The sequence below is a fragment of the Fibrella aquatica genome, assembly GCF_041321135.1.
Taxonomy (GTDB): domain Bacteria; phylum Bacteroidota; class Bacteroidia; order Cytophagales; family Spirosomataceae; genus Fibrella; species Fibrella aquatica.
On the sequence record NZ_JBGGWF010000002.1, the window covers coordinates 817,651 to 844,026 of the forward strand.

Sequence of the window (26,376 nt, forward strand, 5' to 3'; positions counted from 1 at the left end):
CAGTTAAAAAGTAAGGTTAACGCCAAATACGAAAGTCCGGGCGCGTGGGTAGGCGGCAAAGTCGACACCGGGCGTCAGCGGATTAAACCGGCGGGCATTCACTTCAGGATCGAATCCCGAATAGCCAGTCAGTGTAGCCAGGTTGTTGACCGTAGCGTAGAAACGAGCGTTCTGTACTTTGGCGCGGCGAACAATGTCTTTCGGCAGGGAATAACCTAACGTTACGTTGTTGATCCGCAGGAATGACCCGTCTTCAATGACCCATGAATGCAGATAGGGCCGGTTGTTGGTAATGGGTTGCCAGATTTGCGCATTGGCATTCAGGGCAGCTAATGCTGCCGGATCGCGCACCACCACACCCTGATCGTCAACAGTCCGCCAGCGATTGTTCATCACATCGAGCATATTGATGTTCTGGAAGAACCCAGCTGTAAATTCTGTTTTGTTGGCGTTGTACACGTCGTTACCATACACCCAGTTGACAAAGACGCTGGCGTCGAAGTTTTTGTAGCTGAACTGGTTGTTCATCCCACCAATATGCGTAGGGTTGGCATTGCCGATAATGGTCCGGTCGTTTTCGAGACGTACCTGACCGTCGCCATTTAAGTCTTTCAGCTTGATGGTACCGGGCTGTGGTGTACCGAAAATGGTGGCGTTGGTCGGAACCCCTTCTTTCAGCGTGTAGGTTCGTGTTGTGGCATTGTAATCGAAATCGTCTACTTTATAAAAACCATCCGTCACAAACCCGTACATCAAACCAACCGGCTGGCCAACGCGCAAAATATAATCATCGGCACCATCGCTACCCTGCCAGCCCGAGCTTGTTGTCTGCTGCAAAACAGGCCCCAGATCGTCTACCCGGTTCCGGTTGAACGAGATGTTGGCGTTGGCTGTCCAGTTGAAGTCACCTGAACGCAATACCGTACCGCTCAACTGAAATTCGAGCCCCCGGTTCGAGGTAGCACCCACGTTTTTGATCTGGTTCGTATAGCCCGACGTAGATGGAATCGGCAGGTTCACGAGCAGGTTTCTGGTTGTATTCTGGTAATAATCGGCCGTAAACTGCACCCGACCGTTCAACAGACTCAGGTCTAACCCAATGTTACGCGAATAGGTTGTTTCCCAGGTCAGGTTAGGCTGTGCCAACGAAACCGGCGAGAAAGCAGGCAGTACGTTTTCACCAATGGCATATTGCGCACTGGTATTGTATAACTGGGCGTAGAGGTAATCGGTAATCCGGTTATTACCGGCGGCTCCGTAACTCACCCGTATTTTGGCATCATCGATCAGCTTCTGCGACTTCATAAACGCCTCCTGCGAGAAACGCCAGGCCAGCGACCCCGACGGGAAGTAGGCCCACCGGCTTTCGGGCGCAAACTTGGTTGAGCCGTCGGCCCGGAAGGTAAGCGTAGCCAGATAACGCTTATCGAACGCGTAGTTCATCCGACCGAAGAACGACAGCAACCGGCTCTGGTTTTCGCTGCTGGTTGGCTGAGGCTGCACCGCGCCGGTTGGTGGTGAACCCAGGTTCATGTTGGCTAATGCCTTTCCGGGTGTGATGTCTGATGGGAAATAGCGCGTCTCGAGTCCTACAGCCCGGCCTTTGGTCTCAAACGTTTCCTGACCCAACAGCAGGTCCAGATCGTGCTTGCCACCAATGTCATGTTTCCGGTAGGTGAGTACGTTTGAGTTGTTGAGGGTGATCACGTTATTGTTCCGAATCACGCCTACGGGCAACCCTGCGTAGTTGCGGGCCGTACCCGTGATTTTGCTGTAGAACTGATCGGTTCGGTCAACGTTGTTGTTAAAGCCCGCCGTTGTGCGGAAGGTCAACCCTTTGATTATCTCAAAACTGGCGTAACCGCTGATATTCGTTCCATTGGTGAACCGCTGCTGGTATTCGGCCTCGGTCAGAATAACCGGATTGGTCAACCGGGTAGCGATGTAGTATTCTTCGTCGAAATCAATATCCGACGCCACGCGGGTTGGCAAATCGAGCGGCTGGTACTGAATACTCTGCCGGAGACGGTTTGTGCTGGCGCTACCGCTCGTGGTGGTACCGGCTCCGTCGATCCGCTGATCGATGTAACGCACAATAACACCTACTTTCACCTTTGAACTGACACTGTGATCGAGCTTGAAATTGACCAGGTTACGGGTAAACGAAGACCCAAGCTGAATGCCATCTTCTTTGTTGTTGGTCAGGCTAAGATTATAGCTTGTTTGCTGATTACCGCCATTAACCGATACGTTATGATTCTGGTACCCGGCCCGACGGCCAAAAATTTTATCCTGCCAGTCAATGAATTGGGCATTGCGGTAATTGCTCAGCGTATCGAACGTTGAGCCAAACTGACGGGCAAAACCCGAACTATCGGTTGCACTTCCCCGGGTACGTTCGTACTGATACAATACGTAATCGTAGGGTTTTAATACGCTCAGTTGTTTCAGGTTTTCCCGAAAGCCAAACGAGCCGTTGTAGGTAACCGTGGTGCGGCTGTTTGTTCTGCCCGACTTGGTGGTGATGATTACAACGCCGTTGGCACCCCGAGCCCCGTAGATGGCCGTGGCCGACGCATCTTTCAGCACATCGACGCTGGCGATATCCTGCGGGCTAATTACGTTGAGGGCATTGTCAAGTTGAATGCCGTCGACTACGTAAATTGGTGAATTATCCTGTGTAATGGAGTTGCCACCCCGTACCCGAATGCGGATATCGGCACCTGGGCCACCTTCAGCGGTGGTTACCTGTACGCCAGCCAACCGCCCCGTGATGGCTTCGGCCGCGTTGGTGATGGGTACGTCCCGAATTTGGCGGCTATTGACAGATGAAACCGAGCCCGTAACATCGCGCCGGTTCACGGCTTCGTAGCCAATTACTACCACCTCATTCAGGGTTTTCTCATCGGTAGCCAGCGAAATATTGAGTGTCGACTGACTGCCTACAGCTACTTCCTGAGGTACGTAGCCAATGAAGCTAAACGTCAGCTTGACGCCACTTTTGTCGGGGATACGGATGGCGTATTTTCCGTCGGCGTCGGATGTTGCTCCGGAACTTGTTCCCTTCAACACCACCGAAACACCCGGTAGCGTAGTGCCCGTGGCTTCGTCTTTTATCTGACCCGTAATCTGACGAGTCTGTTGGGCGTAAGCGGCCGGCAGAAGACCGAGCAGCAATACCAGTAAGCGTATGGTTCTATTCATAAACTAAGAAGCTTAACCGCATTTAAGAGCGATAAACGAAAAAATGCACGTGATGGGCAGACAACGAAATGAGTTGTACTTATTTGAGTTGATCCTTATTTAGGTGGAAGCAATCAACTAGTTAAAAGTTGCCCAATGAATAGTAGAGAACAAGTATACAATTGACTTTTTTTACGCAATCGTTGCCGGGAACGTTACCAAAAAGAAATTTTCAACGGAACTGTAGTAATAAATCTAGAAATTCAGTAGGATAGCATTGGAGAAACCAACGGATAAAATTGTGCTAAGGACTGCGGTGAAATATAATTATTCCAATAAAGTAAACCTATAAAAAAATCCCCAATCAGAAACGGCGGACCGTTCTGAAGGGGATTGGGGGTTACACAGATAAATTGCTCGGGTACGTTACCTACATCGGCGATGTTTCCGTAGCATCGAGGTTAACGGGTTTCATGGTTGGGGTGAGTAAATGCATCACTACCCAGGCAATAATGTAGGCCGATCCGCACATGAAAAAGATGATGCTGTAACCTCCCTGTGCATCACCCGCTTTTTTGTAGGTGTCTAAAATACGACCCACTATTTCGGGGAAAATAATGCCGCCCACCGAACCGGCCATGCTGCCGATACCTACAATGGAACTGATGGTCCGCTTGGGAAACATATCGGAAGCCGTGGTGAAAATGTTGGCGCTCCAGGCCTGATGCGCGGCACCCGCCAGTCCAATCAGGGCAACGGCACCCCATATACCCGGCCCGTAACGAACAGCAATCACAGGCATGACCAGTACGGCAAAAATGAGCATCGCCGTTTTCCGGGCCCGCCAAACGGTCCAGCCACGGCCGATGAGCCACGATGACAGATAGCCACCGCCAATACTACCGATGCTGACCAAGGTGTAGAGAACGGCTAAATACAGGTTGGGTTTCTTGACGTCGAGGTTGAAGGTGGTGGCGAAATAATCCTGCAGCCAGAACAGGAAAAACCACCAGATGGGGTCGGTCAGCATCTTGCCAAACACAAACGCCCAGGTCTGCCGAACGCTCAGGAGCTTAGCCCACGAGACTGGCTTACCCTGATCAGCTACTTCGTCGGGCGTTGTTTCGTTATCGCTGTGGATGTAATCGAACTCGGCTTTAGACAGTTTCGCCTGTTTAGCCGGAATTTCATACGTAAAGTGCCAGAAAATCAGCCAGACAAAACCAACGGCACCGGTGGCGATGAAGGCCATTTCCCAGCCATAAAGGCCTAAAATCCAGGGAACGGCAATGGGCGCTATGACGGCACCAATATTAGCCCCCGAGTTAAAAATACCCGTTGCCAGCGCCCGCTCCCGCTTGGGGAACCACTCGGCCACCGTTTTGATAGCCGCCGGAAAGTTACCCGCTTCGCCCAAACCGAGTCCTATGCGGGCCATAATGAAGCCTGTTGTACTGGTGGCCAATCCATGTAGCATAGCAGCCAAACTCCAGAAAACGATGGAGATTGTGTAGCCCATTTTAGTCCCGATCCGATCGATAACCCGCCCGAAGATGAGGAGGCCCACGGCGTAAGCCGCCGAGAAAACCTGCACGATACGGCTAAAATCCAGCTCTGACCAGTTAAATTCTTTTTCAAGCGCCGGTTTCAACAGGCCAACCACCTGCCGGTCGAGGTAATTTATGGTTGTAGCAAAAAACAGCAGGGCTACAATAGTCCAGCGGTAATTGCCTAAAGGTTTTGTCATTGGAAGAAGGAAGATTTGGGATGTTGGATATCGGATTGGAGATGCCGGACGCTGGATGTTACCGGGCCGTCTTTTATGTCATCCCGACCTGAGGAGGGATCTCCTCTAGCAATAGGCATTGTTAGCTATTAGCGAAGATCCCTCCTGTCGTCGGGATGATAAAAAGCACGTAAGGATGACAAAAAGCGCCGCCTGGTAACGTCCAGCAGCCGCCATCTGGTAATGTTACACGGTAGCCGCAACTGGCTTGCTGGTGAATCCGAAAAAGGTTTTGGCGTTTCTGTAGCAGATATTCTGTACTACCTCGCCAATCCAGGCCATATCGTCGGGCAGTTCCCCGTTTTCGATGTCATTACCAAGTAGGTTGCACAGAATTCGCCGGAAATATTCGTGGCGGGGATAGGATAGGAACGAACGCGAATCGGTCAGCATACCAACAAAACGGCTCAACAGCCCCATATTCGATAGGGCGTTCATCTGCTTTTCCATGCCGTCTTTCTGGTCGAGGAACCACCAGCCAGAGCCAAACTGTACTTTACCGGCCACCGACCCGTCGTTGAAATTGCCAATCATGGTCGCCATAATCTCGTTGTCGGCCGGGTTCAGGTTGTAGATAATGGTTTTAGCCAGCTTGTCGCTCGTATCGAGCCGGTCGAGGAAGCGGGACAGGGCACGTGCCTGCGAAAAATCACCGATACTGTCCCAACCGGTGTCGGGGCCAAGTTGCCGGAGCATTCGGCTGTTGTTGTTACGGAGGGCACCCAGGTGAAACTGCTGCGTCCAGCCCTTTTCCCAGTCCATCTCGGCCAGGTAAACCAGCATGGCCGATTTAAATTGAAGCACTTCCTGCGGTGTTAGTTCATGCCCGGCGCGTATTTTGCCGAAGCTGTTTTTCACCTCTGTTTCCGTGTAGTCTGCCGCGTAAATCTGTTCAAGACCATGGTCTGACAGTTTACAGCCCATTTCGGCAAAATAATCGTGCCGGCGGATCAACGTACCCAGAAAATCATCAAAGGTGGTGATCGACGTGTTGTCGGCGGCTTCCAGCCGGGCAACGTACCGGTTAAATTCTGCGGCATTGTCAACAGCCATCGCTTTATCAGGCCGGAAGGTGGGTAACACGTTGATCTTAAACGCAGAGCCCCCGTCTTGCTCGTCCGCGATTCGCCGGTGATGTTCCAGCGAGTCGGCCGGATCGTCGGTGGTGCAAACGGTCTCGACGTTCATCTGCTGCAACAACCCCCGCACCGAATGCGTGGGCGACCGCAACTGCTCGGAACAGGCATCATAAATAGCCCGGGCGTTTTTACCGTTTAGTACATCGTTGATCCCGAAATACCGTTGCAATTCAAGGTGCGTCCAGTGATACAAGGGGTTGCGAAGGGTATATGGTACGGTTTCGGCCCATTTCTGAAACTTGTCGAAATCAGATGCTTCGCCGGTACAAAAGCGCTCGTTGATGCCATTCGTACGCATGGCTCGCCACTTGTAATGATCACCGTAGAGCCAGGCTTGTGTGAGGTTGCCAAACTGCTTGTCATCGGCAATTTGGTCGGGCGGCAGGTGGCAGTGGTAATCGATGATCGGCATCGATTTGGCGTAGGTATGGTACAGTTGCTGAGCCGAATCGGTCTGCAACAAAAAGTCGTTCTGGTTTAAAAAAAGCTTCTTCATCTGAAATAGTCATTTTTTGTCATTACACTATGTTGTCATTTGCTTCGCGTCATTGATGGTCATTACGCTACACTGTCATTAGATTGTTATTTATCGCACAAACAAAAAATGACTATCTAATGACAGCGTAGCGTATGACAGCGAAGCAAATGACATTTTTTTACAGTGACACCCCCCGTTTCCAGGGAATAAAATCGTCTTGTCCGTGGCGCACGGCGGCGACTTCGGTTTCGCCGCTCGCCACGCTGATAATCTGCGCCAGCATCCGTTCGCCGGCCTGCTCGATGGTTTCTTCGCCATCAATGACTGTTCCGGTGTTTATGTCGATGATATCGGGCATACGGCGGGCAAGTGCGGTATTGCTCGAAATCTTGATGACGGGCGCAATCGGGTTGCCGGTTGGCGTACCCAAACCCGTCGTAAACAAGACCACCGTAGCCCCGGAAGCCACCTCTGCCGTAGTCGATTCAACATCGTTTCCAGGCGTACAGAGCAGATTCAGGCCGGGTTTCGTTACCAGTTCGGGGTAATCCAGCACGTCGACGATTGGAGCTGTACCGCCCTTCTTGGCCGCACCCGCCGATTTCATCGCATCAGTAATCAGCCCATCGCGAATGTTGCCTGGCGACGGATTCATATCAAAACCAGATCCGGCTTCTTTGGCCCGTAGCGCGTAGGTACTCATCAGCTCACGGAACCGGGTGGCCGTTGGGATGTCCACGCAACGATCACAAAGCTCCTGTTCCACGCCGCAGAGCTCCGGAAATTCTGACAGAATAACGGTTCCGCCCAGCGCCACCACCAGATCTGAAGCGTGGCCCACAGCGGGGTTGGCCGATATACCGGAGAACCCATCAGAGCCACCACATTCAAGACCGATGATGAGTTTGCTGAGCGGTGCCGGTTGGCGGGTAAACGCGTTGGCCTGCATTAAACCGGCAAACGTTTGTCGCAAAGCTTGCCTGAGCAGCGCCTCTTCGGTACCGATCGTTTGTTGCTCAAGCATAAACAACGGCTTATCGAAATGCGGGTTTCGCTTCTGAATTTCCTCCTGTAACATAGCCACCTGCGCATTCTGACAGCCGAGGCTCAAGACCGTTGCTCCGGCCACATTCGGGTGGGTGATATAGCCCGCCAGTAAGCCGCAAAGTGCCTGCGCATCCTGACGAGTGCCGCCACAGCCGCCCTCGTGCGACAGGAATTTAACCCCGTCCACATTCGGAAACAGGCGTTGTTTGGTACCCGACGCCTGTTCCATCGTCGTCAAATCGGCCTGAAGCACCTCTTCCACCGTGCGCCCTGCCTGAACAAGAGCCATCAGTTCGTGCGTTTGCTGCTGCCAGGTACGTTGCTGCCCGTAGCCCAGATCAGTCACAAGCGCCTCTTTTAGTACTTGAATATTCCGGTTTTCGCAGAAGACCAACGGAATTACCAGCCAGTAATTGGCTGTTCCCACCCGCCCGTCGGATCGGTGATAGCCCATGAACGTTTGCTCCTTCCAACGGTCAGTTGCGGGAGGCATCCAGGTGGCGGTTTCTGCACTCAGGTCATAACTATCAGTGGCGTGCTGCACGTTAAAAGTCGTCAGCCGCCCCCCTGCCTGAATCGGTTGCTTTGCTTTGCCAACCAGCACCCCGTACATCGTAATGGGGTCGCCGGTCGCCAACGCATTGATCGTCAGTTTATGTTTAGCCGGAATGGCTTCAGTAACGGGCAGGTACTTTTCCCCATTAGCCACCTGATCGCCGGGCTCAAGATCGGCCAGGGCTACCAGCACCGAATCATCGGGATGGATTTTTAGTACGTTCCTTTTCATACAGTTACGGTATCGGCCGTTGTGAAATAGCTGGCTAAAGTGGATCGGACACCATTGGCAACAAGCTGTGTAAGTTGAGTGACCACCGCCGCCGAAAAGCCCGGTAAAAGCGATAGATCATGCCCCCACAGAGTTGCATTCTGAAGCACGGTGGTGGCTAGTTCATCGGGCGCTAAACGGACCCATAAGTCGGCGAAATACCCAGCCTGATCGTCGTAGATGGGATATGTTTCCCCATTTCGCTCACCGTGCCAGGTTTCGTCTTGCTGGTGAGTGGCGCGCATGAACAACAGATAAGCAGCAAAACCAACGGCAATGTAACGGGGCGTTACGCCTAGTTTTCGGTAATAATGCAACAGCGTAGGTACGTTGCGCATCTGCATTTTCGACGAATACTGCATGGTAATTGCCAACCAACGATGCTCGATAAACGGGTTCCGAAAACGATCGAGCACCTGAAAACCAAATCGTTGCGCCGTCTTTTCTTCCACCGGATAAGGAATGCCCGGAATCAGATCAGCCAGCATCACGCTTTGCACGTAGGCCGACATCACTTCATCTTCCATGGCTTCGCGCACCGTGTCGAAGCCGCTCAGAAAGGCGAGGCCGCAACTGAGGGTATGCGTTCCGTTTAATAATCGAAGTTTCAACTCGCGAAACTGATCAATATTGGGTCGGATGATAATGCCCTCGTCGGCTTTCGCAAAAGACAGCACCTCCCGTACCTGATCGCCCCCCTGAATGGCCCAGAGCCGATACGATTCGGAGATGGTCAGCAGGTCGTCTTCGTAACCCAGCATTTCGGTCAGGGCGTGTTGCGTAGCGGGGTCAGGCCGACCGGGCACAATGCGGTCTACCAGCGAATTGCAACAGGTATTCGCCGTTTCGAGCCAGTCGATAAATGCGCCGTCAAGTCCGTTCAGGTGCGCAAGCTCCAGCAGAATGTCGTTGAGTTTAGTACCATTTTCAGGAATCAACTCAGTTGGAACAATGACCAGCCCTTTTGATAGATCGCCTTTAAACGCCTGATAACGAGCAAATAGAACGGCCAGTAGCTTACCCGGATAAGATACGGGAGGCGATTGCCGAATATCGTCCTGCACCAGTTGAATACCGACCTCTGTAGTATTGGAAATAACCACCTGAAGATCCGAACTGGTGGCCACCCGCAGAACTTCATGCCATTGATGCCGGGCCGACAAAACCCGGCTAATCGCCGAACAAACCACATTCTGCTCCACCAACTGTTGATTCTCGACGCCCCGGATACAGAGCGTATACAGGTTATCTTGCCGGGTAAACGCAGCCATATCTCCCCCATCGGTAGACTTAACGACCACAATTCGACCGTTGAAAATGCCCTGCCGGTTGGCCTTATCGATCAGGTAGTCGGGTAGTCCACGGAGTAGTACTCCCGTTCCGAACTGGAGTACCCGCTCCGGCAATTCAGCAACCACCTGAGTTGGTAGACTGATGTCTGACCGTGGCTGAAGCGTCAGCAGCGATTGTTTGGATAGACTTTTCATGCTACTTTGATAACGTTAACCCGATGGGGGCATGCACAGTCTGATTAACAAGCCATGCTGGGAGCCTATGACGTTAACTACACAAATTGACTTTTTTGAAGAACTCGAAAGACAGATTAGCCGTGCGGGCGGATCAGGCAAGTCAATAAGATTAGACAGTTAATAGTTTAGATAGAAATTAATTGAGAAATTTATTCATGCAAACGTTATCGGGAACGTTACCGGATTCGTTTCATGCGGGTTAGCTGGTTATTTTGAGTAGTTGGTTTCGCACATAGCCTTATTTGAATTGAACTTCGTCAACAGGTACGTTTTTGTACTTTACCAATATACGCTCTTGGACACCATTACCATAAAAGACATTGCCCGTGCGCTGAACCTCTCAACGTCTACGGTGTCGCGGGCGCTGCGCGACAGCTACGAAATCAATCCGGAAACTAAACGGCTGGTTATCGAATATGCCGAACGGCTCAATTACCGTCCCAACCCCATTGCACTCAGTCTGAAAGAAAACCGTAGTCGGGTCATTGGCGTCATTGTACCGCAGATTGCGAATAATTTTTTCTCGCAAACGATCAACGGCATTGAAGCCGTAGCCTATAGCCGGGGCTACCACGTCATCATTTTTCAAAGTCATGAGTCGTTTGAACGGGAGATTGTGACGGTGCAGCAGGCCGTTGCCCGCAAAGCCGATGGGTTGCTAATCTCGCTATCGAGCAGCACGTCAGACGTCACCCATCTGCGCGAGTTGCAGGAGAAGAAACTGCCGATTGTGCTTTTCGACCGTGTCTCGAAAGAATTAGACTCTCCCAGTGTGACCGCCGACAATTTTGGCGGGGCTTTTGCCGCTACCGAACACCTGATTCAAACGGGTCGACGGCGTATTGCTCACCTAACTATCCCGGCCTATATCTCGATTACGCAGGAACGACTGGCGGGTTACCGGGCGGCCCTTGAGAAATACGGGATTCCTTTCGATGAATCGCTTGTCAGGTACGCTGGTTTTGGGCAGGATGAAGTCGGACCAATTATCGATGACCTGCTTCAGCAATCGCCCGACGCTTTTTTCGCCGCGAGCGACCGGTTGGCGCTGGGCTGTCTGGATGCGCTTCGGAAACGCAAGATTGCCATTCCTGACACGGTTTCGCTGATTGGATTCACCAACATCACCGTGGCTAACCTGTTATCGCCGTCGATGAGTACGGTTGAACAGCCCGCGCTCGAAATTGGTCAGATTGCTGCCGAACAGTTGTTCAACATGATCGAGGGCAAACAGAAGATTCCGCACCCGGGCGTAATCCGGATTCCAACCCGCATGATCGTGCGCGAGTCTTCACAACGTCTTCCTGTTGATGTGAAGTAACTGGTTGCACCGGGTTGTACCCGGTGTAGCTAGTTCATCGTCAGCACATTCCCTGATGCACCGGCGCTTGCCTCTACTATTTTTTTAGCGCCCGACTTACTGGTATTCAACAACTTGATGTCTTTCGAGCGATCACCTGACACATACATGAGCAGGTCGACACCGTCATTGTATCGGATGTTGTCGAAGGTCAGGCTTCGGCTGTTCTGAATCTGAATTACCGTTTTGGCGGGGGTCATCAACGCCACATTTTTCAGGTGAATGCGCTCGGCTTCAATACAGACCAAGCCTTTCCGGCTTTGTAACACCGCGTTTTCGATCAAAATATCCTTGACCGACATTTCGGGCAGGCCCCGGATCATGATCGCCGTTTCGGCTCCTTTACAGGTTACGTTCCGAATCTCGAATTTCTGGAATTGTGGTGTTCCTTCCGATAATGGCTGTGCCGGAATGGCCGGTAGCTCGTTCGATTCGCCATGCTGTGGCACCGGATCTTTGGCGGCATAATACATGTCGAACAGAATGGCTTCACCGGCAATATCCGTCATGTCGATGCCGTCGATGAAGATATTCTCGGCTACACCACCCCGACCACGCGCCGTTTTGAAACGCAAGCCGACGTCGGTACCCATAAACGTGCAATTCGATACAAACAGATTCTTCACCCCACCCGACATTTCGCTTCCTATCACAAAACCGCCGTGGGCATGATACACCTTACAGTTTCGAACAATAATATTTTCGGTAGGTACGCCCCGTTTCCTGCCTTGCTCGTCGCGCCCCGATTTGATACAAATACCATCATCACCCACGTCGAACAGGCAGTTTTCGACCAGTCCGTTTTTGCATGATTCGAGATCGAGCCCGTCGCCGTTTTGCGCGTACCACGGATTCTTGACCGTCACATTTCGCAGCGTAATATCCTGACACAGCAGCGGATGCAGGCACCAGGCGGGTGAATTCTGAAACGTTATCCCTTCCAATAAGATGCGTTTACAGCGCGTGAGGCTGAACATATTAGGCCGCAAAAAGTCTTTAATCGCTTCGTAATACGCCTTGTCCTGACCACCTTTGACCGTCATGGATGCTCCTTTCAACGATTGCGCAGTAGGATACCAGATGTCCTGTTTCTCGTTGAGTACGCCGCCCGAGGCCACCAGCTTTTTCCATTGATCGGCGGTTAGTTTACTTTTCTTTACCATGCGCCAGGCATCACCAGCCCCATCGAGTATGCCTTCGCCCGTAATGGCGATATTCTCCAGATCAACGCCCGAAATCGGGGCCTGATTCCGAACGGCAGCTTCCCCCTCCCAGGTTGTCGATACCAGCGGGTAAGCTTCACGCTGATTGGTGAATTGAACCAATGCGCCTTTTGCCAGGTGCAGGTTAACGTTGTTTTTCAACGTAATTGGTCCCGTCAGCCATAAGCCACGGGGAATCAGCACAACGCCCCCTCCTGCTTTGTTGCATTGATCAATGGCTTTGGTGATCGCTAATGTGTTCATGGTCAGCCCGTCGGCCACAGCGCCAAACCGGCTAATAGACACGGTATCTTTCCGGAATTTGGGGGCCGCTATGTTGGGCAGTTCAGGCCGGGTTTCGGGGGCTATCCGAAAAGCGGTGGCCATGATGAACAGGGCAAATCCTACGCGTTTTTTCATGCTGTTGTTGGGAGAATTAGCGCTTCAGAGTTGGACTGAGACAGGTCGCTTCGTCTGTTAAGCAGGCTAAAGTGACCCTTATATCAGCACTTATTCAAGACAGCATTGCCTTTTTTTTACGCAATCGTTCCCGGTAACGATGCCGCGCCTCATGCTTATCAGGTACGTTGCCCGCTTATTCCGGTAATAGTGATTCTCTGACAGCGACAATGTGGGCTTTCAGCAATGGCCAGAATCGCAGAAAATGGAGATTGATGGCGTCGTAGTGAAGTACCAAATCGTCAACAACGGTATCTAATCCGGATGGAAACTGGGTACGTCGCGCCAGACCCGATAGTGCGCGGTCGATACCGGCGGTGGTTTGGTAATGCCGTAGCCAGTCCTGCTCCATCATGTAGTGCGCCATGCGGGCGGCGCGGAGCGGTAACCGGTCTTTGCGCGTGTGCAGCGTGGCATACACGTACCTGACAAACTCGTCCAATACGTCGCCGGTTACTTCTTTGAATTGGGTGGCCAGAAAATGGTCGAAAAACACGTCGACAGCCACACCCGCGTATTTGTGGCAACGCGGATATAAGAGTGTTCGCACGGCCTGTACTTCCTCGTGCGAATCAGTAAAAGAATCGATGGCCCGGTGAATACGGATACCATCGATCTCGGCTGGAAATAACCCATGCCGTGGGTGCATGGGGTCTCCCTTGATAAAGTCACCGATAAAATTACCAATCAGGTAATCGTCATTTTTGTCTGATAGCCAGGCATGTGCAAGTAGGTTCATGCCGTTCGCGCGCTGGCTAAAGGCGGCTGATCCTGCAATAAAAAGCCCGACGTAGGTACGTATCGCTCGACCTCCACACCAAATTTGGTCAGGAAATCGACCCCTTCGTCAGATCCGATGCCTTTGTATTCGGCATAGGAATGCAGGTAGAGCACGCGACTAATTTTCATGCTGTAAATGATTCGGGCACAGGCAATGCAGGGCGATAAAGTCACGTAAATGGTTGCCCCTTCAATGGCCGATCCGTTTTTGGCGGCGTATAAAATGGCGTTTTGCTCGGCATGAAGCGCCAGCGAGCACGACCCCTTTGAGTCGCGCGGACAGCCGACTTCGGGAAATTCATCATCGCAGTTGTGCGTACCGGCGGGCGGACCGTTGTAGCCAATCGAAATGATGCGCGTATCCTTAGTCAATACGGCACCAACCTGCGCTTTGATGCAATGTGAACGTTTGGCCAGGTTCACGGCCAATTCCATAAAAATATCGTCGAATTTAGGGCGGGGTGTCATGTGTACAAGGTACTAAAGCACATCGAAAGTGTGGTTACTATCATTCCGCAGCCTCATAAATTACCACGCCTACCCGTTCAATATGATCGATCAACGCCTTGTTTGTGAGGCGGTTCATATCAACAACATCAAACGAGTAAAACATCTCTAATTCATCGAGTTGACTAGCTATATCGAGTAATCGGGCAAATGGCAGATTACTGGTTGAGAGCGCCAGGTCAATATCTGAGCCGGGGCGTTGGGTATTCATGGCCCTTGAACCAAAGAGTGTTACCTGCTTCACCTCGTTGTACTTCCTGAATACCTCAGAAAATTGCTGTACATCAGACTCTGCTAATCCGTAATTCATGATTCAAACAGGTTCAACTGCCCCCCTGAATAGTCGGCCAATAACCGCTTTTCAAGCGCGTCCAATAAGTTAAAATAAAACTGTAATATAGCCTCCACCACTTCGTTGGCTATAGCACTATCGTAGGTGTGGGAAGAAAGCTCACGGGCTTTTTTCATCTGCCTCCACCCATCAGCGTCCGCTATATACCCATCTTGAATCGCCTGAGTCAACACAGGGTTTGGTCCGGCAATATCGATGTATCCTTTGTAGCGTAAATAATCTTGAAGCGTTTTCCAGGCAAGCTCATACGTATATTCAAAGCGTTGAATGATTCCTTCACGCTCTAGTTCAGAAAAGTGCTCAACCCCTTCAACGCCAGACACCTCCCGAAGTTTAGCAAGTGCTTTCCGATAATTAACGAATCGTTGTTCCCAACGTCTATCTAATTGTTCGTCCATCATAGCTTAGTCAGGCAACAAACGTACCATCACATCCTTAAAATAAACTTTGCTTTTGGGGTCGTGGCCTTGCAGGGCAATGGTGCCGCTGCTCAACTTCTGTGTACCAGTTCCCTGGCTGATGCTGTCTGGCTCGGTGTAGGAGTTTATTACCTTATCGTTGATCAAGACGGTCACCTGGTTGCCTTTCACAATGATATGTTCGGTATACCATTCATCATCTTTCACAAACGTTTCTTTTACGTCCTGCTTTCCATACACGCTACCCGTTTTACGCCAGTCGCCATGCGTCTGATTGACCTGAATCTCGTAGCCTTTACCAGGCCAGCCGGTTTCCTGATAAGCGGTATGGATAAACATGCCTGAATTGGCTCCGGGCATTGTTTTTACCTTCGCTTTCCATTCAAAATTTTTGAACGAATGATTACCAACCGGCCCGTCGTAGAACAAATGTGCCCGGGGACCAAACACCATTATAGCGCCATCTTCCACACTAAACGTACCTGGGTTTTCTGCGGCTTTCCAGCCTGTAAGGGTTTTTCCATCAAATAGGCTTACCCAATCCTTGGTTGCCTGTTGGGCAAACGAATCACTGATTACCAGAAATAACAGGGCAACTATAAGGCTAACAAAAGTTTTCATAACGGGGATTTTATGATTAAAAGTTAGTGTCGGTAAGGCTAATCTACATGTTAAAGCGTACTCCTGACATTCGCCAGACCGGCGACAGGTGGTAAATATACGATTGACTGACTTATATGAATCACAAGCTATTTCTCCAGCAGTCACAGACGCTACGTAAAGCAACACACGGTATGATTATTGTTACTTACGATTGAGCCTATTTATTCTATAGATTCAGTCATGCCAAACCTTCTACGGGTCCTTTTCTTTTTCATCGCGTTCTCTGCCTGTGGCCAACCCATCGTTTATGTCACGCAGCATGGAGCAGGTAATACGTCAGGCACATCGTGGACAAATGCTCTGCCAGGTACGTTGCTGGCCGGCAAAGTCGCAACCGCTTCATCTGAAACCCAATTTTGGATAGCAGCCGGGACGTATTATCCGACGACAACAACTGATCGATCAGCCTCTTTCAGCATTGCCTCCGGCGTTTCTGTTTATGGTGGGTTTCAGGGAACAGAATCAGCTCTTAACGAACGGATTAATGATTCAGTCAAAACTATCTTATCCGGCGATATCGGCATACCGAATGACCGATCAGATAATAGTAGAAACGTTGTACAGCTCATCAATAGTACCCAGGCGAACTCGATAGATAACCTCACTATCAGAGATGGTAGTGATGGTGATGAAGGATCTGGACTTCGAATAAGTTTCACCGGCACATCGACATCAGTCCTGGTATCAATGTGCCGCTTTATCGATAATAAAATTTCCCCAAGCCTAAACGGCGGCGGCGCTTTGATTATACGATCTAACGCCGGAGCGACCTGTAACATCACTATTCAGGAATGTACATTTTCAGGCAATCAGGCTGGATTTGGTGGAGCTATAAATTTTTACACAGTAGGTGGTAGCATCGATGCTCGTATCAACCGCTCAACCTTTGATTCTAATGCAGGTATTCAGGGCGGCGCTATTTCCAGCCGATATCTGGAACAATCACCGTTGAATTCAGTACAGATTAGTCAGTCCAGCTTCTCCGGCAATACTGTCTCAAATACAGGTGGGGCGATCGATATTGGAGTTGTAACCACACAGATCGACAGGTGCTCGTTTACCGCTAATCTGGCGATCAGAGGCGGGGGCGCAATAGAGGGTTCGGGAGCAGTGGCCACCTACACAAACTGTCTTTTCGCCCGTAACTCGGCAGCTAAAGGCGGTGCCGTTTATAGCTTATCTGTTGATCAGAGAACCAGCCAATTCTTTCAAAATTGTGACTTTACCGAAAATTCGGCCACAGTCGGCGGCGCTTTCTACAACTTAATGCTTGACGAGAGCATAACCTTTGCGCACAGTTTAAATACCAACCAAACAACACTGAAAAACTGTATTGTATGGAATAATACGGCTCCAGATTCGCCAACATTTAAAAATCAGAGTATTCGCCTGTCGGTGGGCGCGGAGATTCAAAATTATTTCTTCGTTGATTTCTCCGATGTGCAAGACCTTACTGAGCTATGGGGCCGAGGCATAGGCAACATCGACACTGACCCCCGTTTTGCCGATGCAGCCAACGGTAACTTTAGCTTGCAGGCAAGTAGTCCGGCCATCAACGCTGGCGATCCGAATACAGTAAATTTGCCAGCATTTGATCTGGCAGGTCGGGTACGTATTCAGAACGGGCGGGTCGATATGGGTGCCTACGAGTTTGATTGTGGCCCCGGCCCCACAGCGTGCCCGCCTTTCTCTGCTTACCGTATTAGATAGAAATACAACACAAAACGCCGCTGATTTTTAAACCAGCGGCGTCTTTTCGTAAGCTATGTAACTCGCTACAGTGCAGCCACTTCTTTCGGTTTCAGCCACTCAGGCTTATTGGTGACCACTACTGCTTTCAGTTCATTCAGCATGGCGTACAACCCGTAATAAGTGCGGTTCACGTATAAGCCATCCTGCGAGCCGCGTACCACTTTAGAGGAGCGTAACTCTTCCATCTTCGATAGCTTGTCGGCGAAGTCGTACACCTTGTTGAAGTACTCATCGTTACCGAAATCAAACGTATCAACGGCAAAAGGCTCGCCCAGCATATCGATCATTTGCATGAAAAGCTCCGAGAAGAACTTCCGGTCGCTTTTTGAGTCCTGAGGCACCAGGAACTCCAGATTCTCGAAGATTTGCTGCGTTAGAGCTTCGTCTTTCAGCGTGTCGGGGTTGATGAGCTGGAAGTAGTTATCGTAATAGTAATCGGGAATGACCTTTACACAACCGAAGTCGATCACGCCCATTGTGCCGTCGGGGCGCATCAGAAAATTGCCGGGGTGTGGGTCGGCGTGTACCTGCTTCAGGTTATGAATCTGATGGTCGTAGAAATCCCAAAGCAGCTGACCAATCCGATTGCGAGCCTCCTGCGTGGGGTTCGTAGCCAGAAACTCTTTCAGGTGTAGGCCGTCGAGCCAATCCATCGTCAGTACGCGCTTGCTCGACAGTTCGGGGTAGTATTTCGGGAAAACCAGTCCTTCGATATGCGAGCAGGCTTCCGAAATCTCGACCGACCGGCGTAACTCCAGATCGTAGTCGGTTTCTTCGAGCAGCTTGCTTTCTACTTCGCCCATAAACCGGTCAATCTGGCGTTCGTCGAGATTGAGCAGGCGTACGGCCAATGGCTTGGCAATGCGCAAATCAGAAACTACACTATCGGCAACACCAGGGTATTGTACTTTCACCGCTAGCTTCTTGCCTCCTTTCCAGGCCGAATGTACTTGCCCGATACTAGCCGCATTGACCGAGTTGATGTCGAACTTGTCATACAGCTCGTTCGGCGATTTACCGAACAGCGTTCTGAACGTTTTCACCACCAACGGACCCGATAATGGCGGTGCCGAGTATTGCGACATGGCGAACTTATCGCTGTAGGCAGTCGGCAAAATACCCCGGTCCATACTAAGCATCTGCGCCATTTTCAGGGCCGACCCTTTCAGTTCGCTCAGGGCATCGTAGATGTCAGCGGCATTATCGCTGTGCAATTCCTCCTTCGTCATCGACGGATCGACAAGCCGCTTTGTATAATGCTTAATGTAGTTCCCACCTACCTTGACGCCGGCTTTAACAAACTGGCTAGCACGGGCAACTTTACTGGTTGGAACTGAATTTTGGGTTTTCATAGGGCCAAAAGGGCTGGTGATGAAATGGATAGCACGCGGATTGCACGGATTAAAAAGGATTTACACGAATTTTTTGATTTAAAAGGATCAATGGCAACGCAGAGCAAATCCACTTGAATCTAATAATCCGCGTAAATCATTTTAAATCCGTTTAATCTGCGTACCATCAAAATCCGCGTACTATCTATTCTGGTATGCGAACTTGGCAAAGTCGAAGAGTGTATCGAGCGGCGAACGGCCGATAAGATCAAACGCGGTGTTGACCGATTTCTCGATCGCTGTATCGGTTTTCTCGAACGATTTACTCACGTCACGTACCCAGAAATCGAGGATAAATAACGTTTGTGTCCAAAGGGCGTTCGGGTAACGGTCGGTCAAAAACGGACGAGGTTCCACTTCGCGGCTTTCGCGGCCTTCGGCCAGCAGATCGCGCGAAAAGTCGTAGAACGCTTCTTTGAATGGCAGCAAAACCTGTGGGTTTCTCAACTGACGACGGCCCGACATAGCCGCTTTACCGATCGACGGCATGGTTGACCCTTCGTCGCCGGGAGCGCGTAGCCTGCCGTAGCTATACACGGCAAAACTGCGTTGCGCTTTCAGCATTTCAATCCAGGTATAATAGAAGGCCAATACCTTTTCCCGAACCGAGTAAGCCTGATAAGTGCTATCGGCTTCAACGGCTCGTTTGGCATCGTTGAAAAAGGTAAGCCACACATCGGCCTCAATGGCATCGAAAGAGGCGTAGTAGTCGTAGAATTCAGCCTCAGCCAGTTTTAGCTTCTTGGCGAACTGGAAGACGGAGGTGGGTTGTTTGCCGTTTTCAAGAACGTACTCAGTGTACGACTTACGGATTTTTTCTAGCGTTTCCATATACTTAGGAAACGGCTTGTTTGTGGTAAAAGTTTAAGCTTTATCTGCAAACGTTAAACATTAACTGTGAATCATGAACCAACCTGAACTCTGGCTGAGAGGTCCCTTGGCAAACGTACCTGCGCTTCTCCAGCCAACCGCCCACGCCCTGCTTCAGGCCTGCCTCGATGCCGAAACTTCCCTGCCTGATTTTCCCGATGCCTTGCTTTGGGAACGCCCTGCCGGTCTGGCCTCGGTTGGTTTTCATTTGCAACACATGGCTGGCGTTCAGGATCGGATGCTGACCTACGCCCAACAGCTCCCACTTTCCGACAATCAGTTCGCTTTTCTGAGACAAGAAGGCACGCCAACCGATACCCTGTCTACGGTTACGGACCTACTCACTCAGCTACGTACCCAGACAGAGCGAACGGTAATGTACCTGACTCAAGTAGATCCGGATACGCTGCCCGATTACCGACCGGTGGGTCGGGCGGGACTTCCCTCCACCGTGGGGGGCCTACTTTTTCATGCCGCTGAGCACTCAATGCGCCATGTGGGTCAACTGCTGGTAACGGCGCGAATGCTGGTAGATATAAATCGGGCTCTGGCGTAACCCGGACGCGGGACCGCCCCAACCCCGTATCACATAACTAAACAAAGTTTTCGTTGATTAATTCTCAGTATTAGCCAGTCAAGCGACTACTTAAGTCTTTATTTAGACTAGATCTTATTAACTTGCCCGTCAATTAGATCTACCGTAGCGTATGAACTCCCCGTTCAGCGCTTCAACTCATCATATCTGCATGAAAAAAGTAGTCGTTGCCATGCTGTTGGGCCTTTCGCTTTCTGCCCAGGCTCAAAAAAATACGCTGCTCGAACAGTCGTTCTGGCAAAGCAAACCTGACGTGAGCCAGGTAAAGGCCGAAGTGGAGAAAGGAAACAGCCCGTCTCAATTCAACCAGAGCAGTTTCGATCCTACCGTGATGGCCATCAATGCTCAGGCCCCCAACGAAACGATCGAATACCTGTTGTCGCAACCCGGCAACGATCCCAACAAGATAACGCACGATAGCCGGACGTACCTGCACTGGGCAGCTAGCCGGGGAAATGTGGCCATCATGGAATCGCTGTTTGCCAAAGGAGCCAAAGTCAATGTTGAAGACAGCCACGGCATGACCCCGCTGAACTTCGCGGCGGCGGGCGGACAGGCTAATACACAGGTCTATGACTTGTGCATTCGGCACGGCGCTAACCTTAAAAAAGACCTGAACCACGATGGCGCCAACGCCTTGCTGGTGGCCGTTGCCAATGATAAAGACCTGGTGTTGACCGATTATTTCATCTCAAAGGGACTTGACCTGAAGAGTCTGGATGCCGCCGGCAACAACGCCTTTAGTTACGCGGCCCGAGGCGGTAACATCGCCATTCTGAAAGCGCTTCAGCAACGCGGTGTTCCGGTCAGCGACAACGCCATGCTTATGGCCAGTCAGGGTGGACGACGCGGATCGAATACGATCGAGGTGTTTCAATACCTGGAAAGCCTGAACATTAAACCTACCGTTACTGGCAAAACAGGCGAGAACGTGCTGCACGCGATCGTACGCCGACCCCGGCAAAATGAGTTGATCCGCCACTTTCTGGATAAAGGAGTCGATGTTAATCAGGTTGACGAAGAGGGCAACACAGTGTTTATGAATGCCGCCGCGTCTAACCGGGATTTAGCCGTGCTGGAGATGTTGCTGCCGACCGTGAAAAACGTAAACCAAGCTAACCGCAAGGGCCTAACGGCATTGGCGATGGCCGTACGGGGCAATTCACCCGAAGCAGTAACGTACCTGATTAATAAAGGAGCTGACGTTAAGACAGTAGACAAAAACGGGGACAACCTGGCTTATTATCTGGTGCAATCGTACCGGGGACAAGCGATGCCGTCGATGGCCAATGGACCTCGCCCGGAAGGTGGCAACGCTGCCCGACCGGAGAACGCACCGCAGGCCGACGAGTTTGGTGCCAAACTGAAGTTGCTTCAGGATAAAGGACTTGATGTTAAGGCCCCACAACAGAACGGAAATACCCTGTATCATCTGGCGGTTGCCAAAAATGATCTTTCTCTGTTGAAGCGACTTGAAGTAATGCAACTCGATGTGAATGCCCGCAATAAAGAAGGTCTTACAGCCTTACACAAAGCGGCCATGATCTCGAAAGACGATGCCGTGATGAAATACCTGCTCTCGATTGGGGCGAAGAAAGAGATTGCCACCAACTTCAAAGAAACCGCCTTCGATCTGGCGAGTGAAAATGAATCACTGGCTAAAAACAACGTGTCTGTTAACTTCCTGAAATAAACGGTATGTCTTTTTTTCCCAAAATAGGCCTGTTGGCTCTGGCGCTTGCCCTGGTCAATCCAACGGCGACAATGGCCCAAAAGCCCGCTACGGCCAAGTATAAATGCATGATTCAGATGACCAACTACATGGGTGAGGGTGCTTACATTGTGGTGTCGCTGATCAACGGAAAAGGCGCTTACGATAAAACGCTGTATGTACTCGGTTCCGACAAAAAGTGGTATCCTGATGTGAAGGAATGGCATAAGGCGTTTGCCAAAAAACGGACCGACATCAGCGCCATTACGGGTGCTTCGGTAGCGGGGGGAGATCGAAGTGTGACCGTGCTGGAAATTGACAACGCTAAGATCAACGCCAATTATAAACTCCGCTTTGAAAGTGCGGTCGAAGACAAAGCCTATCACGTTAAAGATCTGGAAATTCCGCTGACCACAGAGGCGCTATCCGCCAAAAACGAGGGGACTGGCTACATCCGTTACGTACGCTTCAGCCCCAACTAAGCGCGGCCCATTGTATGACCATTTCTGTCTGGAGATACAGTCACTTAGCCCTGGCTGTATCTTCTTTTCTTTTTCTGGCCCTGGCCTCGATTACCGGTATCATACTGGCTGTCGAGCCCATTATCCAGAAAACGCAACCCTACCGTGTCGGCGCGGTCAACGAGCTTACCGTGGCTGAAACCCTTCCGGTTTTAAAAAAGAACTACGCGGAGATCAGCGAACTAAGCCTCGACGCCAACCAGTTTTTGCAGCTAAAAGGCAGCGATGCCGACGGCGAAAACCTGACCATTTACGTCGACCCGCAAACAGGTAAGCAATTAGGAATTCCCGGCAAACAAAGCGAGTTTTTTCAGTGGGTTACGGCCCTGCACCGGTCACTTTTTCTGCACGAAACGGGTCGGTTTTTCATCGGATTAACCGCGTTTCTGCTCCTGCTCAGCACCCTCTCCGGCATTGTGCTGATCATTCAGCGTCAACGGGGTCTGAAGCGCTTCTTTGGCAAGATCGTTCGCGACAACTTCGCCCAATACTACCATGTTGTGCTGGGCCGGCTGTCGTTCCTCCCGATCATCATCATCGCGCTGTCGGGAACGTACCTGTCGTTGGCCCGCTTCGGCCTGGTTGAAACGAAGATAGCCGCCGCAAGCGTTGATCTCGATGCTATACGCGCACAGCCTCAGCGTCAACTGGCCGATTTTGCTGTGTTCAAAAGCATTCGGCTTTCGGAGGTACAAAGCATTGAATTTCCTTTTTCGGAAGACCCGGAAGACTATTTCACGCTTAAGCTCAAAGACCGCGAACTCACGGTCAACCAGATTACGGGCGATATTCTGAGCGAAAACAAGTACCCGGTTGCTGTCTTACTGACCGAGTTAAGCCTCGATTTACACACCGGGCGGGCTAGCGCCTGGTGGGCAATTGTTTTGGCCGTGGCGGCGGGTAACATCCTGTTTTTCATTTACTCCGGATTTGCCATCACCTGGAAACGTCGGGCTAACCGCATCACCAACAAATACACCGCCGACGAGAGCCAATTTATCATTCTGGTTGGCTCCGAGAATGGAACCACGTTTCGGTTTGCCCAACTCATTCATCAGCAACTTCTCAAGAGAGGCCAAAAATCATTTCTGACCGAGTGTAACAAGTACGCTGTATTTCCAAAAGCCGAGCACCTGCTGGTGTTGACCGCTACCTACGGGCTTGGCGAGGCCCCAACTAACGCAACGCGCTTCACCGATCTGATCACCAAATTTCCCCAACAGCAGCCGGTTCGTTATTCTGTGCTGGGCTTTGGTTCGCGGGCCTATCCCGATTTCTGCCAGTTCGCTTTCGAAATCAATCAGTTATTGGCTAAACAGTCCTGGGCTACCCCGCTGATCGATATTCACACCATCAATGATCGGTCGCCAGACGAGTTTAGCTTATGGGCTACAGCCTGGACACAACAGGCTGATCAACCCCTGTTTGCGCTTTCAGACCTGGAAAAAACGCCGACAGTCCGCTTCAGCAAATTGACCGTGACCCACAACACGGGTACCGAACAGCCGGAAGGCACCTTCCTGATGCGGTTGCAATCGCCGCGTCGGCTCGGTATCACATCCGGCGATTTACTGGCTATCTATCCGGCCAATGACCACCGCGAACGACTCTATTCCATTGGCGTTCTGGAAAAAGAGATTCAGCTTAGTGTTCGGCTACACGCTGGTGGGTTAGGGTCAGGCTTTTTGCACCAGTTAACACCCGGCGAAACCATTCGGGCCCGGATTGTCAGAAACGATCATTTTCACTTCCCGAAAAAGGCACCCGTTGTTGTCATGATTGCTAATGGCACCGGTATCGCGCCTTTTCTGGGCATGATCAGTCAAAATAAACAACAGATACCTTGCCATTTGTACTGCGGTTTTCGGCAAGCCACATCACTCGCGATCTACCGCGACTTTCTGGAAGAAAGCCAGGCGAACAAAAAGCTATCCAACCTGCACGTAGCCTACTCACGGGAAGGCAATAAACAGTATGTCAGCGAATTACTAGCCCGCGATGCCGACTTTATGGCCCAGACGCTGACGGAGGGGGGCATTGTGATGATTTGCGGTTCGTTGGCTATGCAAAAAGACGTGATTGATCAGCTCGATCTGATTTGTCAGGCAAAAAATGGCCAAACTGTCAGCCACTATCAAGCCCATAATCAGATACGTATGGATTGTTATTGATAGCTTTGGCGTCAGACAGATAACACGCCTTACCCGCTCAACGCCATGTTCTCCTCCCCGTCTCGTTTTCTGACAGCGCTGTTGCTCTCCGTTACCGCTATCACCGGCTGTCGGACTCAACCACTCACCATCACCGTTAAGCCCGATCAGACGTTTCAAACCATGCACAGTTTCGGTGCATCCGATTGCTGGTCAGCGCAGTTTATTGGACAGAACTACCCACTTGCCAAGCGCGAACAGATTGCCGACTGGCTGTTCAGTACTGAAGTGGACAAGGCGGGAAACCCGAAAGGGATCGGCCTGTCGGTTTGGCGGTTCAATATTGGGGCGGGTAGCACTGAGCAGGGTGATTCGAGCAGTATCCGAAGCCCCTGGCGACGGTCAGAATCTTTTCTACTACCCGACGGCTCTTATGACTGGACCAAACAGGCCGGACAACAGTGGTTTGTCGAAGCGGCGCACCGGCGCAAGGTGCCTTATCTGTTAGGGTTTACCAATTCGCCCCCGGTACAGTTTACTGCCAATGGAAAAGCCTATGCCTCAGGTACGTTGGGTGACTACAATTTTAACCCGAAACACCTGAACGATTACGCCCGTTTTCTGGCCGACGTAGCACAGTATTTCGACCGTAAAGGCTGGCCCATGCACTACCTCAGCCCGTTCAACGAGCCACAATGGGATTGGGGAATAAAAAAAGGGCAGAAGATGGCTACGCAGGAAGGCACACCCGCAACTAACGTTGACATGGCTGAGCTGACCCGCGCGTTGAGCCGAGAACTGACCACCCGAAAGCTGGCTACCCGGCTAACCCTGGGCGAGGCTGCACAGTTGAATTATCTTTCGCAGGGGGGCACCAACCGGAGTAAAACCGGTCAGGATGACGTGATCGACGCCTTTTTCTCGCCAGCCAGCCCCGCCTTCATCGGCAACCTGCCCAACGTAGAAAAGCTGGTTTGTGGCCACAGTTATTTCACTACGTCGCCCGCACAAACGCTACAGACCGTTCGACAAACGCTGGCTGATAAACTCGCCAAAACCGGCGTGGGGTTCTGGCAGTCGGAATACTGCGTGCTGGGTGATAACGACGGTGAGATCAATGGCAACCGACGTGATCTGGGTATGACAACAGCACTATATGTGGCCAAAGTCATTCACGCCGACCTTACGGTGGCCAATGCCGCCTCCTGGCAGTGGTGGCTGGCCCTGAGTGCCAGCGATTACAAAGACGGATTGATTTATGTGGAAACCGACGGGAAAATGGGCGAGAACAAACAAAATGCGCAAAATGGAGACGTACTCAGTTCCAAAACGCTTTGGGCATTAGGCAACTACGCCCGGTTTGTACGTCCTGGTATGCAGCGCATAGCCGTGCAGCCAATGGCTTCCCAAACTGCTACCCCCACCCCCTTGATTTCGGCATACCGGAGTGCCAACAAAAAGCAGCTTGTCATGGTAGTGGTCAATGCTGGTGACTCCCAACCAATTCGTATCGAGGGCATTGGACCGAAAACAAAACGAATTGATCTGTACGAAACGACCGAATCGGCCGATCTTCACAAACGGACCGTGGCTTTCGACCAGATCACCCTGGCGGCAAAATCTATCACTACCCTGGTTTTGCCCCTTTGACGGTTT

At 51.2% G+C, this 26,376-nt stretch carries 20 protein-coding genes; 7 read left to right on the forward strand and 13 right to left on the reverse strand.

The window, feature by feature from the left end; genetic code table 11:
- Positions 1–3: 3 nt before the first annotated feature.
- The 5 genes from ACAW87_RS07360 to ACAW87_RS07380 all read right to left on the reverse strand — a co-directional run bounded on the left by ACAW87_RS07360 (position 4) and on the right by ACAW87_RS07380 (position 9,946).
- On the reverse strand, positions 4–3,204 hold the full coding sequence (locus ACAW87_RS07360) for a SusC/RagA family TonB-linked outer membrane protein (protein WP_370722668.1): 3,201 nt from the start codon (positions 3,202–3,204) through the stop codon (positions 4–6).
- A 409-nt stretch (positions 3,205–3,613) separates the two neighbouring features.
- A complete protein-coding gene (locus ACAW87_RS07365; RefSeq protein WP_370722670.1) occupies positions 3,614–4,930 on the reverse strand; it encodes an MFS transporter in 1,317 nt (438 codons plus the stop codon).
- Between the two features lie 225 nt (positions 4,931–5,155).
- Positions 5,156–6,604 (reverse strand): glucuronate isomerase, encoded by a 1,449-nt coding sequence (gene uxaC, locus ACAW87_RS07370; RefSeq protein ID WP_370722672.1) that lies wholly within the window; start codon positions 6,602–6,604, stop codon positions 5,156–5,158.
- 160 nt (positions 6,605–6,764) lie between these two features.
- Positions 6,765–8,420 (reverse strand): UxaA family hydrolase, encoded by a 1,656-nt coding sequence (locus ACAW87_RS07375; RefSeq protein WP_370722673.1) that lies wholly within the window; start codon positions 8,418–8,420, stop codon positions 6,765–6,767.
- On the reverse strand, positions 8,417–9,946 hold the full coding sequence (locus tag ACAW87_RS07380; protein ID WP_370722675.1) for a tagaturonate reductase: 1,530 nt from the start codon (positions 9,944–9,946) through the stop codon (positions 8,417–8,419). Before ACAW87_RS07380 ends, ACAW87_RS07375 begins: the two co-directional genes overlap by 4 nt.
- Before the next feature lie 337 nt (positions 9,947–10,283).
- Here ACAW87_RS07380 and ACAW87_RS07385 point away from each other — a divergent pair, with 337 nt between their 5' ends.
- The gene (locus ACAW87_RS07385; RefSeq protein WP_370722677.1) at positions 10,284–11,309 is read left to right on the forward strand and encodes a LacI family DNA-binding transcriptional regulator; all 1,026 of its coding nucleotides are present in this window, start codon (positions 10,284–10,286) and stop codon (positions 11,307–11,309) included.
- A gap of 29 nt (positions 11,310–11,338) precedes the next feature.
- Here ACAW87_RS07385 and ACAW87_RS07390 read toward each other — a convergent pair whose 3' ends face one another.
- From ACAW87_RS07390 to ACAW87_RS07415, 6 genes are all read right to left on the reverse strand, one after another.
- Positions 11,339–12,970: a glycoside hydrolase family 28 protein gene (locus ACAW87_RS07390; RefSeq protein WP_370722679.1), complete on the reverse strand. Its 1,632-nt coding sequence runs from the start codon at positions 12,968–12,970 to the stop codon at positions 11,339–11,341.
- A 175-nt stretch (positions 12,971–13,145) separates the two neighbouring features.
- Entirely contained in the window at positions 13,146–13,748 is a 603-nt protein-coding gene (locus tag ACAW87_RS07395) for an acyl carrier protein phosphodiesterase (RefSeq protein ID WP_370722680.1), read from the reverse strand.
- Complete coding sequence (locus ACAW87_RS07400) at positions 13,745–14,257, reverse strand: deoxycytidylate deaminase (RefSeq protein WP_370722682.1); 513 nt, start codon at positions 14,255–14,257, stop codon at positions 13,745–13,747. Before ACAW87_RS07400 ends, ACAW87_RS07395 begins: the two co-directional genes overlap by 4 nt.
- A 40-nt stretch (positions 14,258–14,297) precedes the next feature.
- Complete coding sequence (locus tag ACAW87_RS07405; RefSeq protein WP_370722683.1) at positions 14,298–14,606, reverse strand: nucleotidyltransferase domain-containing protein; 309 nt, start codon at positions 14,604–14,606, stop codon at positions 14,298–14,300.
- Entirely contained in the window at positions 14,603–15,049 is a 447-nt protein-coding gene (locus ACAW87_RS07410; RefSeq protein WP_370722685.1) for a nucleotidyltransferase substrate binding protein, read from the reverse strand. Before ACAW87_RS07410 ends, ACAW87_RS07405 begins: the two co-directional genes overlap by 4 nt.
- A gap of 3 nt (positions 15,050–15,052) precedes the next feature.
- Positions 15,053–15,688, reverse strand: coding sequence for a 3-keto-disaccharide hydrolase (locus tag ACAW87_RS07415; RefSeq protein WP_370722686.1), 636 nt, complete (start codon positions 15,686–15,688; stop codon positions 15,053–15,055).
- 222 nt (positions 15,689–15,910) lie between these two features.
- Between ACAW87_RS07415 and ACAW87_RS07420 the strand changes: the two genes are divergently transcribed.
- A complete protein-coding gene (locus ACAW87_RS07420; protein WP_370722688.1) occupies positions 15,911–17,440 on the forward strand; it encodes a choice-of-anchor Q domain-containing protein in 1,530 nt (509 codons plus the stop codon).
- A gap of 65 nt (positions 17,441–17,505) precedes the next feature.
- Here the strand turns inward: ACAW87_RS07420 and ACAW87_RS07425 are convergent, their stop codons facing one another.
- Together ACAW87_RS07425 and ACAW87_RS07430 are read right to left on the reverse strand one after the other, a co-directional pair.
- The gene (locus ACAW87_RS07425; RefSeq protein WP_370722690.1) at positions 17,506–18,834 is read right to left on the reverse strand and encodes an ABC1 kinase family protein; all 1,329 of its coding nucleotides are present in this window, start codon (positions 18,832–18,834) and stop codon (positions 17,506–17,508) included.
- A gap of 180 nt (positions 18,835–19,014) precedes the next feature.
- Positions 19,015–19,704 (reverse strand): TetR/AcrR family transcriptional regulator, encoded by a 690-nt coding sequence (locus tag ACAW87_RS07430; RefSeq protein WP_370722692.1) that lies wholly within the window; start codon positions 19,702–19,704, stop codon positions 19,015–19,017.
- A gap of 73 nt (positions 19,705–19,777) precedes the next feature.
- On the opposite strand from ACAW87_RS07430, the gene ACAW87_RS07435 reads away from it, so the two are divergent.
- The 5 genes from ACAW87_RS07435 to ACAW87_RS07455 all read left to right on the forward strand — a co-directional run bounded on the left by ACAW87_RS07435 (position 19,778) and on the right by ACAW87_RS07455 (position 26,370).
- Positions 19,778–20,299, forward strand: coding sequence for a DinB family protein (locus tag ACAW87_RS07435; protein WP_370722694.1), 522 nt, complete (start codon positions 19,778–19,780; stop codon positions 20,297–20,299).
- A 190-nt stretch (positions 20,300–20,489) separates the two neighbouring features.
- Positions 20,490–22,031 (forward strand): ankyrin repeat domain-containing protein, encoded by a 1,542-nt coding sequence (locus ACAW87_RS07440; RefSeq protein ID WP_370722695.1) that lies wholly within the window; start codon positions 20,490–20,492, stop codon positions 22,029–22,031.
- 5 nt (positions 22,032–22,036) lie between these two features.
- Positions 22,037–22,531 carry a DUF2271 domain-containing protein gene (locus tag ACAW87_RS07445; protein ID WP_370722697.1) on the forward strand — a complete coding sequence of 165 codons (495 nt, stop codon included), beginning with the start codon at positions 22,037–22,039 and terminating at the stop codon, positions 22,529–22,531.
- A 14-nt stretch (positions 22,532–22,545) separates the two neighbouring features.
- The gene (locus ACAW87_RS07450; RefSeq protein ID WP_370722699.1) at positions 22,546–24,741 is read left to right on the forward strand and encodes a PepSY domain-containing protein; all 2,196 of its coding nucleotides are present in this window, start codon (positions 22,546–22,548) and stop codon (positions 24,739–24,741) included.
- Positions 24,742–24,786: 45 nt separating this feature from the next.
- Entirely contained in the window at positions 24,787–26,370 is a 1,584-nt protein-coding gene (locus ACAW87_RS07455) for a glycoside hydrolase (RefSeq protein ID WP_370722701.1), read from the forward strand.
- Positions 26,371–26,376 lie beyond the last annotated feature (6 nt).